Genomic DNA, 16,400 nt, shown 5'->3' on the forward strand with positions numbered 1-16,400 from the left:
GATGAACAGCCTTGATACTGACCTGAAAAACGTGGGGACTATCCGTTCAAGCATCGGTGCGAACATCAACCGTCTGGGCCACACGTCTGCCAACCTGGCAAACATGAAAGACAACACCGACCTGGCAGCGGGCAACATCACTGATGCTGACTTCGCAACCGAAGCGTCAAGCATGAGCCGTAACCAGATGCTGGCACAGACTTCTATGTCCATGCTGAAACAGTCCAACAGCATGTCTGGCATGGTCATGTCCCTGCTGGGTTAATCTTTACCCGCTCCGAGTAAAAAAACACCGCTGCATGGCGGTGTTTTTGTTTCAACTGAATGACTTCCGCTTTTTGAGGTTCGGAAGGAAAACCACTTTCCCCTCTAATCCTAATGCACTGATAAAAATACTTTTTAAAAGTTGGCACGATGCTTGCAATAAAACTGTGAGTGGGAAAGCCACAAGGAGAACATAATGACCGATATTAGCAGTCTTGATCCGCAAACCATGGCAACGCAGATGGCGACCTACGACATCATGACAACGCAGAGCTCGTTGTCTCGTCAGTCATCTACTCTGAGTGCACAGCAAAGCGCGCTGACAAAACTGAAATCAGCTTTGACCGATTTCCGCACCGCCATTACTGGCCTTAACAAGTCGAATAACGGCATGTTGCAGACCACGGCGACGATGAACCAGGAAGGTATTGCCTCGATAACCACCAACTCGGCGGCACGTAAAGGCAACTACAACATCGATGTCAAGCAGTTGGCCAGCGCACAGCAGATTGGTTTCAACGATCTGACCGACGATATGGTGAAAAACGCGACCGGCGAGATGACCATTACTCTCGGTGACGGCGAGGATGCGACAAGCTTCACGGTCAATATGGACGAGGCTAACACCCTTGGCGAACTGACTGCGCAGATCAACGGTTCAGACGATAACACTGGCGTTACCGCATCGCTGGTGCGTACCGACGGAAACGTCATGATGATGCTCAGCAGTGATGAAACGGGTGCGAAAAATACGCTTTCACTGAGTGGTGCCGGAGCAGATGTTCTGGGAACGGGTACTGTGATTTCAGAAGCTCAGGATGCCCGAATCGGCATGGGAGACCTCGAGTTTACGAACAGCACCAACAAGCTGGAAGGCATTGTTGAAGGCGTCACCATCAACCTGACGGGCACCACTGAAGTCGGTAAACCATTGGTTATCAACATCGGTACCGATGAAGAAGAAACCAAAAACCAGGCGCAAGAGTTTGTTGATGCGTACAACACGCTGCAAACCACACTGGATTCACTGACGACGACAGGGAGTGACGGTTCAGGGCGTGGTGCGCTTGCGGGTGATGCCAGCATGACGACGCTAGAAAACACGATTAACAGCGTTATGCGTCAGTCCTATGGTGATCATCAACTCAACGAATTTGGTATCACAGCGGCGCGAGACGGCACGCTGGAAATTGACAACGAGAAGCTCGAAGCACAGCTAAACAAAGACCCTGAGTCTTTCACCGAATTTTTCAACGGCAATGACGGCATGCTTAAAGCCGTGGATAAGTCATTGGATCGTTATCTGAATACCACCAACGGTCTGCTGAAAGGAAAACAGGAAACACTGGATCGTCAGCAGACCGATATTGATACCAAAACAGAGATGATGAATACCCGATATGACAATGCTTACAGCCGTTATTTGACCCAGTTTACCCAGCTGCAATCAACGATGCAGCAGATTAACAACACCATGAGTATGTTTGGCTTAGCGTAAGGATCATAAAAGATTATGTATGGAAACAACCAGGAAGGTTTCGGTCAGTATCAGCAATCCGATCTGGCAATACAGGCCGCAGGAGCGAACCCACATCAGCTGGTTTTGATTCTGTTCAAAGGTCTAATGGACGAATTGGTTCGTGCGAAAAGCCACATTGCGGCGCGCCGCTTCGAACGCAAAGTCACCAGCGTGAATAAGTGCATTGATATTCTTAATGCACTGACCAGTGCGCTGGACTTTGAAAACGGGGGCGAGCTCGCGCTCACCCTCGCCAATCTCTATGACTATTGTGTCTACCGTCTTTATGACGCCAGCCATAAATTGTCTATTGAAAGCATCGAAGAAGTTGAAAAAATCCTCAGCAACATCCGTGAAGGCTGGGAAAAAATGGGGCAGCAAAATGGATGAGTTGGCCATTATTCCCTGGCTGGCTCGTGAACTGGAAAAAGCGGCTACCAGTAAAGAGTGGCTGAAACTCCAGCAGGTCGATAAGCAAATCGCCCAGCTTTTGAGTGACATGAAAGGGCGCAAAATGAGCCCTTCCATGACCCGTCAATTGGCTGAACTGCGCACGTTACACCGCAAGGTTTACCAATATTGCCAGCAAGAAAGTGACGTGCTGGAAGAAAAAATGGTGCAGGCACGTAAAAACAAGGAAGGCGCAAGCGCTTATGCCGCGTTTGTAACCACGGAGGACAATCGGTAATGCAGCTGACTAACACCTTTATCTCCCCGGACAATGTCGGGAAAAACTTGCCTGCGGCACAAAATGCCGTGGCAGGGTCGGACAGCCTGGTAAAGCAGCCACCAGTAAGTTCCGTGACGGATGCGACTTCCGGTGTCGATGTGGATACCGATGCCGGTTTCGATACTACGCTGGCGGCGTTACTGACCGCGCTGACCGGCAAAGGTGACAAAGACAGCGCTAAGCTCAGTGAAAAACTCACTGAGGCTGATGAAAAGCATCCTGTGAAGGATGGGGAAAATGCCGAAGACGCCAGCGCGGCGATTCTGGAAGCATTGCTGACGGCAAGCCAGCATCCCGTGAAATCTACGCCACTGAAAAGCAGTGGTGAAGGTGTGAGTCAGGAAGGGGAGGCGAAGGCGGTACAAGCGTTGGATGCAACCGCGCGTCCAACCCAGCTCTCTGCATTACAGGCTGAGAATGCACAGCCAAAAATGGGTGAAACAACACCTGCAGATGCGAAATCCGATCCAAAAGATGTGGCAAGCGCCAGCGTCAAACAGGTTATGACTCAGCCATTGGCTGCGTCAGCGCAGGACGTCGCGACACTCAATTCCGGAGCCAGTAGCACGGCGGTAAACGGCGCAAACGCAACTTCAGCAAGCCCGGTAAATACATCTACGCAAAGCACAGGGGCGGATTCAGCCAGCCGTTTCTCACTACCAGCGGTCAAGCTGAGCGACGAAGGCACACGCTGGTCGGAGCAATTACAGTCCGCGTTGGGTGAACGCCTGCAAGTGCAGGTCAAAGACAAAATTCAGCACGCCACTATCCGCCTCGATCCCCCGGATATGGGGAAAATTGATATCTCGATGCAGATCGAAAATGGCCGTATGCAGGTGCATATCCAGGCCAACCATGGCGAGGTTTACCGTTCTCTGCAACAGATTAGCCATGAATTGCGCCAGAGCCTGGTGGAACAGAACTTTGTCCAGGTCAATGTTCAGGTTTCTTCGCAGAACTCCGGACAGCAGCAGGGTCAGCGTCAAAATGCGTTTGCTGATCTCAGCGAGTCGGTCTTAACCGGTACGGACATGGCAAGTGACGAGCAATATTCATCTCATCAGGATGATGAGTCGATTTTATTGAAAGTGTAGTGAGTTTATAAAATGACAATGAAAAAAGTAGCTCTGGGTATTGTTGGTGCCGCAATTATTTCGGTACTCACCGCCGTTATTACCATTTTTGGCACGCAAATGCTGGCAAAAAATGGGGTGGATATTAAAAAAGGTCCCGATATTTTCTCCAGTCATGATACGGGAAAACCTAAAACATTTGTTGAAGTGAAAAACGTCGTCGTGACGTTACAAAGTGAAATCAGTGGGCAGCATTATCTACTGATGGATCTGGCCTTTGCCTCAACTGAGGAAGAGGCCGTCAAAGAAGTCACCGCATTGTCGCCGGTTCTGCGTGGGGTAACAGTGTCTTTGCTTTCCCCTATGGATTACGACAAATTGCGTGAAATGCCGATGGATACCGTCCGCCAGAAATTATTGGCGGCATACACCGAGCGGCTGAATAAATTGCATTCTCCAAAACCTTTCTCCGATGTAATTATCAGCAAAATGGTTTACCAGTAATATTATTGTGGCGTAATGAAAATGATGGATTTTATTGCCAAAGATAAGCTGACGGCAGCCGAGGAGGCGAAGTATGTTAACGCCTGGTTGCCACTGGTCCATAAAATGATTAAGCAACTCGCTTATCAGACCAACAGTGTTATCGACAGGGATGATATGGAACAAATTGCCTTGATGGGCCTGCTGACGGCATTGCGTCGTTACGGGCATCCGGATGAACAATTTGCGTCCTACGCGGCTCAACGTATTCGTGGCGCCATTCTCGATGAACTTCGTCAGCTCGACTGGCGACCTCGTCGTTTGCGTCAAAAGACGCACAAAATTAATGATGAAATTCGCCAGATAGCCCGCGAACTAGGGAGAACCCCGACGTTCGAGGATATTGCAGCGAGACTCTCTATCACCGCAGAAGAATATCAGGAGCATCTGCAACTGGATTGCGCAAGTTCTCTGGAAAGCCTTGACGATTTACTCAGCAAAGGCGTTCAGGGCGGCTCCATGCACACCCGACTGCTCGAAGATGACGTGATAACAAGCAAAACGTTACACACGGCTATCGCCAGTCTGGATGAGCGGGAACAACTGATCCTGACGCTCTATTACCAGAAAGAATTGAGTCTGAAAGAAATTGCGTTGGTGCTTGATCTCACCGAAGCGCGTATTTGTCAGCTCAATAAAAAGATTACTGAAAAAATTCAATCGTATTTCCAGAAGTGAACCTCTTATGCAGAAATTATTAGGCCTTTCCCTCATCATTGCGTGCGTTGCCGGCGGCTTTATTTATTCAGGCGGCAACCTGATGGCCCTCTGGGCGCCCGGTGAAATTCTTATCATCCTCGGCGCCGCGTTGGGTGCGATGGTGTTGGCAAACCCGAAGAACGTATTGGCTGAAATGCTGCGTCAGTTGCGCGGCATTATGCAGAAAAATGAGCAAACCGAAGAGTATCAGCGCCAGTTGCTGATGCTGCTGTATGAATTGCTGGAACTGGTGCAGGACGGTGGTCTGAAAACCCTGGATGAGCACATTGAAGTTCCGGAAAACAGCCCCCTTTTCCAGAAGTACCCACTGTTGTTGCAGGAAAAAGCGCTGATTACCTTTATCTCCGATAACTTCCGTTTGATGGCGATGGGGAAAATCAACGAGCACGAACTGGAAGGCTTACTTGAACAGGAACTGGTCGCGATGGAAGAGTCGTTGCTACAGCCATCACGCTCACTGCAACGTATTGCCGAAGCGATGCCTGGGTTTGGTATTTGTGCCGCGGTACTGGGGATCATCATCACCATGCAGTCCATTGACGGTTCGATTGCCGAAGTAGGTGCAAAAGTTGCACATGCCCTGGTAGGGACATTCCTGGGCGTGTTCTTCTGCTACTGCTTCATGGATCCGATTGCCAGCGCAATGGAACAGCGTACTAAAACGAAAATGGCGGTACTGGAATGTGTTCGTACCGTGTTGGTTAACCACGTTGCGGGCAAACCTACGCTGCTGGCTGTGGATGCGGGTCGTAAAATGTTGCCGCTCGATGCCAAACCGACCTTTGCCCGACTCGACAGCTGGGTTAATCGAATGGTAGGTGAGGCTGATGCGTAATAACGAGGGCCACACTACTATTATCAAGCGCTCTTCTCGTAAAGGGCACCATGCACACCATGGCGGTGCCTGGAAAGTGGCGTTTGCCGATTTTACCCTTGCGATGATGGCGTTGTTTATGGTGCTGTGGATCATGGGCGCGATTAAGCAAGAGAAGACGAAGTCGCTTATCGAGTCTATGGAAGGCAGCTCCGTTTTCAATGGCAACAATATTTCCCCGGTCAGCCAGGAGTTTGGCAGCGGGGCTCAAATGAGCCTGATGTCGACGAACACCAAAAGTAATCCTCTGCCGCCTAAACCACGCAAAGATATTCAGAGCGTTAATGTTGGGAAGGTCAAACTGTCGGAACTGCTGAATACAGACAGTAAAAGCAAAGCCGGTGGAACATCGACACAACGCTATGAACTGGACGATCTGGCGCGAATTATTATGCGCATTACGGATTCCTATCATGCGCAGTCGAATTTGCAGATTGATATCGTGCCTCAGGGTCTGCGTATTCTCATCACCGATGACAACAAGCGGGAAATGTTCCAGCGCGGCAGCGCTAAAATCACCCCGTTCTTCTATAAGTTGCTCAACGAATTCGCGCCTGCGCTGAACAAAGTCGACAACAAGATAATGATCACCGGTCACACCGATGCCACGCCGTATAAAAATGGCAAAGGCTACAACAACTGGAACTTGTCCGGTGAACGTGCACTTCAGGCAAGAAGTGTGTTAGCCGAGTCTGGCCTTGCGTCGGGGAAAATTATCCAGGTCAGTGGTCTGGCTGACGGGATGTTGTTTGATGAGAAAAACCCCCTCAGTTCGGTCAATCGGCGAATTGAAATCATGGTGCTCACCCATTCAGCCAGCGATGCGCTGTACCAGTTCTTCGGTTCACATGGCGAAAAAGTGATAAAGCCGATAACCGAGAAAATCGCACAAGGAAAGTAGCGAGTCAGGACAATGTGGAACGTCAAAAACGCTTTTAAAAATGTATTTTCTTACCCCCTCGCAGCACGTCTGTTGTGCGGGTTTCTGGCTGTCTGGCTGACTCTTTCACCGACTGATGCTTTCGCGAAGAAGAAGCACATAAGTGTGAAAAGTAAAAAGCCGGTCTCCACCAAAGTGGTGGATAAAAAAGCGCACGCGCGGATGAAAAACCGCCAAAAGCTGATGGCCAAATCGCGGCTCAGATTGGCGAATGTACCGCCGACACCAGAACAGAAACGTCGTGATGCCGAGAAGAAGCGGATAGAGCGAGCGGAAAACCGCGAATATCTCACCGACCAGGTTCACTGGAAACCAGGAGCGCTGGGCCGCCAATGGCCGCTGATGGAAATGAGTGGGCAGATGGAGCGCTCACTGATGAAAGTCATGGTGAAGCTCAAAAAGCAGCTCGGCAAACCTTATGTCTGGGGCGGCGCCTCACCAAAGGCGGGCTTTGATTGCAGCGGCCTGGTCTGGTACGCCTACACCACAGCCACGAAACAGCAAATGCCGCGTACTGCGCATGGGATGTATACGTCCAAAAACTTCAAACGTGTGAAACAGAAAAAACTGCATCGCGGTGATCTGGTATTTTTTGGCATTCATAAAAAAAATAAAGCCGATCACGTTGGCGTTTATCTGGGTGACGGGAAATTCATCGAGGCCCCACGTACTGGGCTAAATGTGCGTATCAGCTACCTCGCCGACAACTTCTGGCAGGATCACTATCTTGGGTCCCGGCGGGTGATTTATAACTAAATCAGTTCGTTGGGATAGTTTTAATTGAGGAAAGGTATGTTTAACTCAACAGAAAGAATTATAAAAAAAGTATCAAATAACCATAAGCCGTTTCCTATCGAAATTTGGTTTCAACCTTTATTTCAGCTATCTCATTTTAAGTGTGTCGGGGGCGAGATACTTGTTCGGGGGAAATATCTAAATGAATCAATCCTTCCGTTTCAGTTTATTCTCCAGTTAGAAAAGCATGGCGAAGGTATTGTTAATCTTGGACACTTTGTTGTCGAGGAATCATTCAAATATATAAGTAATTTCCTCTCGGTCGAAAATGACAATCGATTGTATAATATTAATGTTTCCAGGGTTGAGCTGGAAAGGGAAAATTATGCCGATGCTGTGATTATGATGGGGGATGAATCTTTAATTGCCCCAGCGAGCATTATTCTGGAGATTACTGGCAATGACAGTGAACTTACGGAACTTATGATCTCTAATCTTAATAAATTACAGGGTCATGGGTTTAATATTGCCTGGGGAGATGTTTGCAATATTGACGATTTCTTAATGAAGAATGAAGTCTTCCCAGGCCGATATATCAAACTGGATCGAAGTTTATTAGCCAATACCCGTTTAGACGAAGCCAGCAAGATAATAAAAGAAGCTCACAACTTGAATATCACCATTATTGCGGAAGGCGTTCAGACAATGAATCAAGTCTCATTCTTGCTCAAGGAAAATGTCACCCTGGGACAAGGGTATCTTTTCTCACGTCCTATTCCGAAAGAAATATACAGTGCCAAATTCGGTTCGTAATGGAATTGGGTATGGCCGCGAGAGAGGGGTTACGCAAAGATAAAAGCCACAGCTCGTAGCTGTGACTCTATCTTTTATCAAACCATTTGTTTCATCATCAGATAACTTGCGAAAGTGATTGATGGTGTACGATTTGATTCTTTCCTCGTCGTTTTGCGTCATACAATAATTTGTCTGCCCGAGAAAATAACTGTTCCTCACTTTCATTGTTGGAATAGGAGCAGAATCCTCCACTAAAGGAAGCTGAAAGCCCTTTCTCTCGCCATTTTTTTTGTGCGACCTGGGTTCTCCATGTATTTAACAACTGCAGGTATTCATTTTTATTACTGCCTTTGAAAATTACCGCCAGTTCTTCACCGCCGTATCTGTAGATCTTATGATGATCACCCATAATTTCCATTCCAGACATGCTTATATACTTCAGTACCGAATCACCATTGACGTGGCCGAAGACGTCGTTGATGCTTTTAAAATTATCAAGATCGAGCAATGCGAAGAAAAAATTACTTTCTGATGAAATCAAATTAGATATGTCAAGGGACAGTTTTCTTCTGTTAAATAATCCCGTTAACTCGTCGATGAAAGATGCAGTGTTTGCTGATTTTAACTTTTTACTTTTATCAGAGATGACTTCCGAGACGCTTTCGAATGTTGTATTTTTCTTTTTTATATCAATTCCATTTGATTGCATATAAATGGTTGTAAGAAGGGACTTTATATAAGTAGACATTGCCATGTATATCCCTATGCTAAAGATTGAGCCAATTATCGTCAGCAGTATTGATGCGTTCCTTCCATTATTGACAAACGCATCAAAACTATCCTCTGGAATAATTGTAAATGCTGTCCAGTCTGGATTGCTCGATGACTTAAAATAAATGTATTTATGCAAAGTAGGATCGAAGAAAAAGCCTTCTTCCTTACTTTCTGCTTTTTTCATCCATTGATTAGGAACTTTTAAAGTAAGGGTCCCATTGGTATTTGTTCCCATAATGACTTTTCCACTTAAGTTAGCTATGAAAAATGAACCGTCAAAAGGGATTGTCTTTGATTTTATTTTCTCACTTAGTGTTTTTAACGTTACACCTAATGTTATATTGCCCACTTTATTAATATCATCATCATACATGTCGGCGGAACCGAGCATTACCGGCACTTTTTGTTCTTTGCCATTCTTCTTGACGGTAATGTTGTAGTCTGAGTAATTTATAACACCAGACTTGGCTCCTGATGTATACCAATCCTGTTGGCTAGGTGTGAACTTTGTTGTTGCAGAAGGAGGGTAGATCCGGTAATTATCGTCGTTGTCGGTAGCGATAACGCCACTGATGTAGACGTTTGAATTGACTAAAGTTGATATTATTGCATTCTCTTTTTTGGTTTTTTTATTAGAGACGAAATTCGATATTGAGTCTTCAGTGACTAAAGCCGATTTCTCAAGTGCATTAAATGCAAGGGTCGTGGCTTTTTTAGGTTCCATGACACAATCATTAACAATCTCAACAGTAAAATTCCTCAGGTTGCTTATCACTTCATTTTTGCGGATTGAATTTGTTGTATATAAAAAATAAGTTGTTGAGGATATAAAAGGTAATGTTCCAAGTAAGAACAGGATAAATATTTTTTTCGAGCTATCCATTTTCATTATTAACATCCATTCCATAACGTATCGTGAGACCTGTCATGGGATAGCGGCACAGGCATATAGCTTCTTAAATTCAGATAGGCTCTCATATGGGACTCATATTAGAAGCTATTATATTTGATTTTTGGGGAAGAATTTATTCTTTGGATTAACGCCGAAGGCGTTGAACAGCGCGCTTGTCGCGCTGGCCCCGAAGGGGTGAGCCGCTTGCGGCGAATAATCGAACGAAGTTCGATGGAGAGTCCGTATCTCAGAAAGCAAAAAACCAGCCCGTAGGCTGGTTTCTTTAAATAGTGGTGCCCGGACTCGGACTAACGCCGAAGGCGTTGAACAGCGCGCTTGTCGCGCTGGCCCCGAAGGGGTGAGCCGCTTGCGGCAAATAATCGAACGAAGTTCGATGGAGAGTCCGTATCTCAGAAAGCAAAAAACCAGCCCGTAGGCTGGTTTCTTTAAATAGTGGTGCCCGGACTCGGAATCGAACCAAGGACACGGGGATTTTCAATCCCCTGCTCTACCGACTGAGCTATCCGGGCAACGGGGCGAATTAAACCCTAATCAGCGTTTCGCGTCAACCCAAATCACGGATAATCAGCGCGTTTGCTTAACTTTGCGGCAATTTGCACGAATTCGCTGCGATTCAGGTCAATCAACCAACAGTCAGGTTAATGCGCCTCCGGAGCGGCACTGTGCGAAGCGTAAAATATCCTCTGCCAGCCGCTGTGCGGTGTCGACATCCTGCTGGCTACGCTTGACCAGTAAACGGCTCAGGCAGCCTTCCAGCACCAGTTCCATTTGCTTTGCGACCATCGTCGGGTCATCGACTTCGAGCTTCGTCAGCAGCTCATGGGTGAACTCATGGGCGGCACGTTTCTGTAAATCCGCTAACTGATGGATAGGATGCTCTGGATCCGGATAAAACGTACAGGCGGCAATAAACAGGCAGCCTGGATAGCGATTGTTGCTGACGCATTCGGTCAACGCGCTATAGCGGGCCAACAGCTTTTGCTCGCTGGTGAGCGCTTCGTTGAGCATTAACTGGCGGCGCCAGATATCCACCTGTTGGCTGAGAAAACGCAATACGTCATACAGCAGCGCTTCTTTATCGGGCCAGAAACGCTTCAGGGAGTCGAGCGGAGTATTGACCTCTTTGGCCACCATCTCCAGTGTTGTGTCGGCAATCCCTTTAATCTCAAGTAATTGCAGGGCTTTCCCCAATACGTCTTCGCGTTGCACGGCTTTATCCTCCGTTAATCCCTTTAAAAGTGTCGTTTACCGGGCCAGTTTCTGCAAATGCGCATGAAACGTGGCGGCGTCCATAAACCCGGCAACCCGCATGGCTGGGATCTCTTTACCTGCGGCATCAAAAAACAGAATGGTGGGTAGACCGGGAACTTGCAACTGTTTAAGCAGTTCCGCGTCTTCAGCTGTGTTGCGCGTCACGTCGGCCTGGAGCAAAACGCTCTCTTTCAGCGCCTGCTGAACCTGCGGATCGCTAAAGGTGTATTTCTCGAACTCTTTACAGGCTACGCACCAGTCGGCGTAGAGGTCGAGCATCACCGGTTTACCCTTGGCCTGCGCCAATGCCTGATTAAGGTCATTGATGTTGGCAATGCGAGTGAAGTTCAGATGTGCTTGCTGCTGCGTTGATACTGTACCAAAAGCCCAATCCTGGAGCGGACGGGCGCTGATAAATGCGGCTGCCAGCAGGACAATTTGTACTACGCGCATCCACGATTTTTTCGCTGTCAGGCTGGTAATAAATGCCCATCCGAAGAATGCGATGCCAAGTATCGACCACAACCGCAGCCCCCAAACGTCACCGATAATGCGCTCCAGCAGGAACACCGGCAACGCCAGGATCACAAAACCAAACGCAATTTTGACCTGCGCCATCCAAGGGCCACTTTTCGGCAGCAGACGGTTGCCAAAAACGGTGACCAGAATCAGCGGTAAGCCCATGCCCAACGCATACAAATACAGCGTTCCACCGCCAAGCCACAGATTACCGCTTTGGGCAATGTACAGCAGGATAGCGCTGAGCGGGGCGGTTGTGCACGGCGAACAAATCAGCCCGGCAATCGCGCCCATCGCAAAGACGCCGCCTGCTGAGCCGCCTTGTTGGCGGTTACTCATCAGCGCCAGGCGTGTTTGCAGCGAAGAAGGCAGTTGCAGACTGAACAGGCCGAACATCGACAGTGCCAGCAGGACAAACACCGCCGACAGGCCAATCAAGACGTAAGGATGCTGGAGTGCTGCCTGGAATTGTAATCCTGCCGCAGCCACCACCAGACCGAGCGCGGTGTAGGTCAGCGCCATGCCCTGAACGTAGATAAACGCCAACAGCAGTGCGCGGCCCGTGGAGAGGCGTTCTTTGCCGCCGAGCACAATCCCGGAGATCAGCGGATACATCGGCAATACGCACGGCGTGAAGGCGATCCCGATACCAATCAACAGCGCCCAAAGGGCCGAGAACGGGAGCGTCCCGGTGGTATCACTGGACGGCGCTTTTTCGCCGGTTGGGGCTGCGGATGAAATAGCTGCCGCAGCGGCTACTTCATTCAGCGGGATGACTTTGGTTTCGGGTGGATAGCAGAACCCGGCTTCGGCACAGCCTTGATACGTCACCGTCAGCGTTGCGCCTTTGCTCGCCTGGCTGATAGTGACGGGCAGCATCAGCTTATGGCGATAAATTTCACTTTTGCCAAAAAATTCATCTTCATGCCATTCGCCGTTGGGCAATTGCAAGGGGGCAATCGATGCCTGAGCGGGCGTGATACTGACCTGTTTACGGTACAAGTAATAGCCGTCTTTGATCTGCCAGCTCAGATTAAGGTCGTGGGCGTTCTGCTGAAAATCGAAGGCAAAAGCTTGATCGGCAGGTATGAAATTGGAGCGACCGGGCGCGTCAAACAGCCCGGCGAAGGCTGTGGTGCTGCACAGCAGCAGGATCAGCGTAAGGAATCGTTGAGCCATGAGAGGTAATCTTTGTCTCCGTGGGAAACGGGTAAAACCAGCAATTCTGGCGTCTGATACGGGTGATGTGACTTCAGGCAGTCGAGCAATGCCTGCTGGTGTTCCGTGTCGGATTTCAGCAGCATCTGCACTTCATACTCCTGTTCGAGCTTGCCTTCCCAGTAGTAGAGCGATGTGGCACCCGGTAACAGCGTGACACAAGCCGCCAGCTTTTCAGCCAATACTTTGGCTGCCAGGTCCTGAGCGGTCGCTTCATCCGGGGCGGTACAGAGCACAACAACGGCGTCGGGCAGGGTCATCGTCAACCTCGTATCGGCGAAAAAAGGCACTATAGCACGATGCGCTGGCGGGGGAGGAATGACTCGGGCCGCTGAGCGGCCCGACTTTAAGGATTTTTACACGCGGGTGTGCTTTACAGAATGAGGCTGCCGAGCACAAAACCAAAGCACACGGAGAAAATCACGCCCATAGTGCCCGGGATAAAGAACGGATGGTTAAATACGAAGCGACCAATGCGTGTGGTGCCGGTGTCATCCATTTGCACCGCGGCGACGAGTGTCGGGTACGTCGGCAGAATAAACAGGCCAGATACCGCCGCAAAGGATGCGACCGCCGTCAGTGGAGAGACGTTCAGCGCCAGCGCCATTGGCATCAGTGCTTTCGCCGTTGCCGCCTGAGAATAGAGCAGCGCAGAAGCGAAGAAGAAGATAACGGCCAGCAGCCATGGATGGCCCTGAATAACGGTTCCCGCAGTCTCTTTGATCCAGTCAATATTCGCGGACACAAAAGTATCGCCCAGCCACGCCACGCCCAGAATACAGATACAGGCGCTCATCCCGGCTTTAAAGGTGCTGGAGCTGAGAATGCTGTCGGTTTCGACGCGGCACAAGATTGTGGTGAGTGTCGCGACGCTCAGCATGATAATCAAAATAGCGTTAGTCGTGTTCATGAGTGGTGTGGCGACGAGGCCCAGACTTGGACTGTTAATGATGGCATAAGCCACTACGCACACAACGCCGAGCAGGAACATCAGCACTGAAAGTTTGGCGCGCGGTTTGATTTCCATCTGGCGTTCGCCGCGCAGTTCAACCAGGCCTTCTTCCAGACGTTTCAGGTACACCGGGTCGTCGGAGAGTTTTGAGTTAAACAGCATGGTGACGAGGAAAGACATCAGCAGTACCGCCATCAATGTCGACGGGATAACCACCGACAGCAGATGAATATAGCTGATACCGTGGCCTTCCATCACCGAAGACATATACACCACCGCAGCGGAAATGGGTGATGCGGTAATGGCTATCTGAGCAGAAACAACGGCTGTTGAAAGTGGACGGCAGGGCTTGATGCCTTGCTCTTTCGCCACTTCGGCAATCACGGGCAGCGTTGCCAGGGAGATATTACCGGTGCCTGCGAAAACGGTCAGGAAATAGGTGACGATCGGCGCAAGAATGGTGATGTATTTTGGGTTCTTACGCAGCAGCTTTTCGGTTTGATTGACGAGGTAATCGAGGCCGCCAGCGATCTGCATGGCAGAAATCGCCGCAATCACCGCCATGATTATTGAGATAACGTCAAACGGGATATGCCCTGGTTTCACGCCAATAATTGCCAGCACCAACACGCCCAAACCGCCCGCGTAACCGATACCAATGCCTCCTAACCTTGCGCCGAGAAAAATCGCCGCTAATACAATGATAAGTTCGATGACTATCATGACCGCTTCCTTGAATGTTGAATGTTAGATGTTGGATACGTAAATGTTATTTTTTTGATGTTCCAAAAATGAAAAAAGGCACGTCACCGCTGACGTGCCTTACATAATGTTAACCTGAATTATTACTGTTCGCTTTCATCGGTAAAGCGCTTAGCTTTATAAGCCGGGTGCATCAGGTTTTGCGGGGAGAAGATATCGTCCAGTTCCGCTTCGGTGAGCAAACCGCGCTCCAACACCACTTCACGTACGCTCTTGCCGGTTTCCGCACAAATTTTGCCGACGATATCGCCGTTGTGGTGGCCGATGAACGGGTTGAGATAAGTGACGATGCCGATGGAGTTGTAGACATAGCTCTCGCACACCGCTTTGTTGGCGGTAATGCCGTTGATGCATTTTTCCAGCAGGTTGTAGCAGGCGTTGGTCAGAATGTGGATGGACTCAAACATCGCCTGACCAATGACTGGTTCCATGACGTTCAGCTGGAGCTGACCCGCTTCGGATGCCATGGTCACGGTAATGTCGTTGCCGATAACCTTGAAGCACACCTGATTGACGACTTCTGGCACCACCGGGTTCACTTTGGCTGGCATGATAGACGAGCCTGCTTGCAGCTCTGGCAGATTGATTTCGTTCAGGCCCGCGCGTGGGCCGGAAGAGAGCAGGCGCAGGTCGTTACAGATTTTCGACAGCTTCACCGCCAGGCGTTTCAGGGCGCTGTGTACCATCACATACGCGCCACAGTCGGAGGTGGCTTCAATCAGATCTTCGGCAGGCACAACCGGCATGTTGGAGACTTCCGCCAGTTTCTGCACCGCCAGTTGCTGATAGCCGTCCGGCGTATTCAGGCGTGTGCCGATAGCGGTCGCACCGAGGTTCACTTCCAGTAGTAACTCCGCAGTGCGCAGCAGGTTTTTGGTTTCTTCGTTCAGCAGCACGTTGAACGCGTGGAACTCCTGACCGAGTGTCATCGGCACTGCGTCCTGCAACTGGGTGCGACCCATTTTAAGCACGTCTTCGAACTCAACGGATTTGCGCTGGAAGCCGTCGCCTAATTGATTGATGGCATCAATCAGTTTGGTCACAGAGGCATAGACCGCGATGCGGAAACCGGTTGGGTATGCGTCGTTGGTGGACTGGCATTTGTTCACGTGATCGTTAGGGTTCAGGTACTGATATTCCCCTTTCTGATGCCCCATCAGCTCCAGACCGATGTTCGCCAGCACTTCGTTGGTGTTCATGTTCACGGAAGTCCCCGCGCCGCCCTGATAGACGTCGACCGGGAACTGATCCATGCATTTGCCGTTATTCAGGACTTCATCACATGCGGCAATAATGGCGTTAGCGACACCTTTAGGAATGGTGTGCAGCTCTTTATTTGCCAGTGCGGCGGCCTTCTTCACCATGACCATTCCACGGACAAACTCGGGGATGTCGCTGATTTTGCTGTTACTGATGTAGAAGTTTTCAATCGCTCTAAGAGTGTGGATGCCGTAGTAAGCGTCCGCTGGAACTTCCCTGGTACCCAACAAGTCTTCTTCGATACGAATGTTGTTTAACATGTGAACCTTCTTGATTAAGCTGCTAATGAATTTGCTCAACACACAGGATGAGTGGGGTCATGTGTGTTTTTTGGCCGACGATTATTTCCTTAATCGACCCAGAGCCCATGATCATATGCTGATAATAGCGAATTGCCGTAATCTGGATCACTTATTATGCGCCGATTCGCATCAGATTTATTAATCTGTGAAATGAATCACCGCAAAGAGTGTAGGGGAAAAAAGAACGGCTGCGCCGATTGAAAATGGTGATTTTGCCTCCATCTCCAGATCATGCGAATCGCAAACTCATTTAAAC

The 16,400-nt window shown here is 49.3% G+C and carries 17 protein-coding genes and 1 tRNA gene; 11 read left to right on the forward strand and 7 right to left on the reverse strand.

Annotated features, from left to right (window positions below; translation table 11 throughout):
* The 11 genes from VH187_RS04925 to VH187_RS04975 all read left to right on the forward strand — a co-directional run.
* On the forward strand, window positions 1–265 hold a 265-nt coding region (locus VH187_RS04925; RefSeq protein ID WP_329700376.1), incomplete at its 5' end, for a flagellin.
* A gap of 195 nt (window positions 266–460) precedes the next feature.
* Window positions 461–1,762, forward strand: a complete 1,302-nt coding sequence (gene fliD / locus VH187_RS04930) for a flagellar filament capping protein FliD (protein WP_329700377.1) — start codon at window positions 461–463, stop codon at window positions 1,760–1,762.
* 15 nt (window positions 1,763–1,777) lie between these two features.
* Window positions 1,778–2,173, forward strand: coding sequence for a flagellar export chaperone FliS (gene fliS, locus VH187_RS04935; RefSeq protein WP_329700378.1), 396 nt, complete (start codon window positions 1,778–1,780; stop codon window positions 2,171–2,173).
* Entirely contained in the window at window positions 2,166–2,471 is a 306-nt protein-coding gene (locus VH187_RS04940) for a hypothetical protein (RefSeq protein ID WP_329700379.1), read from the forward strand. The genes fliS and VH187_RS04940 overlap by 8 nt, the downstream gene beginning before the upstream one ends.
* Window positions 2,471–3,607, forward strand: a complete 1,137-nt coding sequence (locus VH187_RS04945) for a flagellar hook-length control protein FliK (protein WP_329700380.1) — start codon at window positions 2,471–2,473, stop codon at window positions 3,605–3,607. The genes VH187_RS04940 and VH187_RS04945 overlap by 1 nt, the downstream gene beginning before the upstream one ends.
* A 12-nt stretch (window positions 3,608–3,619) precedes the next feature.
* Window positions 3,620–4,090, forward strand: a complete 471-nt coding sequence (locus tag VH187_RS04950; RefSeq protein WP_329700381.1) for a flagellar basal body-associated FliL family protein — start codon at window positions 3,620–3,622, stop codon at window positions 4,088–4,090.
* 15 nt (window positions 4,091–4,105) lie between these two features.
* Window positions 4,106–4,807, forward strand: coding sequence for a FliA/WhiG family RNA polymerase sigma factor (locus VH187_RS04955; protein WP_414713905.1), 702 nt, complete (start codon window positions 4,106–4,108; stop codon window positions 4,805–4,807).
* Window positions 4,808–4,814: 7 nt separating this feature from the next.
* Entirely contained in the window at window positions 4,815–5,684 is an 870-nt protein-coding gene (motA, locus tag VH187_RS04960) for a flagellar motor stator protein MotA (RefSeq protein WP_329700383.1), read from the forward strand.
* Window positions 5,677–6,624 (forward strand): putative lateral flagellar export/assembly protein LafU, encoded by a 948-nt coding sequence (gene lafU, locus VH187_RS04965; RefSeq protein ID WP_329700384.1) that lies wholly within the window; start codon window positions 5,677–5,679, stop codon window positions 6,622–6,624. The genes motA and lafU overlap by 8 nt, the downstream gene beginning before the upstream one ends.
* A 144-nt stretch (window positions 6,625–6,768) precedes the next feature.
* A complete protein-coding gene (locus VH187_RS04970) occupies window positions 6,769–7,419 on the forward strand; it encodes a C40 family peptidase (RefSeq protein WP_329700385.1) in 651 nt (216 codons plus the stop codon).
* Window positions 7,420–7,455: 36 nt separating this feature from the next.
* On the forward strand, window positions 7,456–8,211 hold the full coding sequence (locus VH187_RS04975) for an EAL domain-containing protein (protein ID WP_329700386.1): 756 nt from the start codon (window positions 7,456–7,458) through the stop codon (window positions 8,209–8,211).
* Between the two features lie 97 nt (window positions 8,212–8,308).
* On the opposite strand, the gene VH187_RS04980 is transcribed toward VH187_RS04975, so the two are convergent.
* From VH187_RS04980 to aspA, 7 genes are all read right to left on the reverse strand, one after another.
* Complete coding sequence (locus VH187_RS04980; protein ID WP_329700387.1) at window positions 8,309–9,874, reverse strand: sensor domain-containing diguanylate cyclase; 1,566 nt, start codon at window positions 9,872–9,874, stop codon at window positions 8,309–8,311.
* Between the two features lie 439 nt (window positions 9,875–10,313).
* Window positions 10,314–10,389: transfer RNA gene (locus VH187_RS04985), tRNA-Phe, on the reverse strand.
* Window positions 10,390–10,513: 124 nt separating this feature from the next.
* Window positions 10,514–11,089 (reverse strand): transcriptional regulator, encoded by a 576-nt coding sequence (locus VH187_RS04990; protein WP_329700388.1) that lies wholly within the window; start codon window positions 11,087–11,089, stop codon window positions 10,514–10,516.
* A gap of 36 nt (window positions 11,090–11,125) precedes the next feature.
* Window positions 11,126–12,829, reverse strand: a complete 1,704-nt coding sequence (locus VH187_RS04995) for a protein-disulfide reductase DsbD (protein WP_329700389.1) — start codon at window positions 12,827–12,829, stop codon at window positions 11,126–11,128.
* Window positions 12,805–13,128: a divalent cation tolerance protein CutA gene (gene cutA, locus VH187_RS05000; RefSeq protein ID WP_329700390.1), complete on the reverse strand. Its 324-nt coding sequence runs from the start codon at window positions 13,126–13,128 to the stop codon at window positions 12,805–12,807. The genes VH187_RS04995 and cutA overlap by 25 nt, the downstream gene beginning before the upstream one ends.
* A 113-nt stretch (window positions 13,129–13,241) precedes the next feature.
* On the reverse strand, window positions 13,242–14,543 hold the full coding sequence (locus VH187_RS05005) for an anaerobic C4-dicarboxylate transporter (RefSeq protein WP_329700391.1): 1,302 nt from the start codon (window positions 14,541–14,543) through the stop codon (window positions 13,242–13,244).
* Window positions 14,544–14,665: 122 nt separating this feature from the next.
* On the reverse strand, window positions 14,666–16,102 hold the full coding sequence (gene aspA, locus VH187_RS05010; RefSeq protein WP_329700392.1) for an aspartate ammonia-lyase: 1,437 nt from the start codon (window positions 16,100–16,102) through the stop codon (window positions 14,666–14,668).
* Window positions 16,103–16,400: the final 298 nt, after the last annotated feature.

This window comes from Scandinavium sp. (assembly GCF_036271055.1).
Lineage (GTDB): Bacteria > Pseudomonadota > Gammaproteobacteria > Enterobacterales > Enterobacteriaceae > Scandinavium.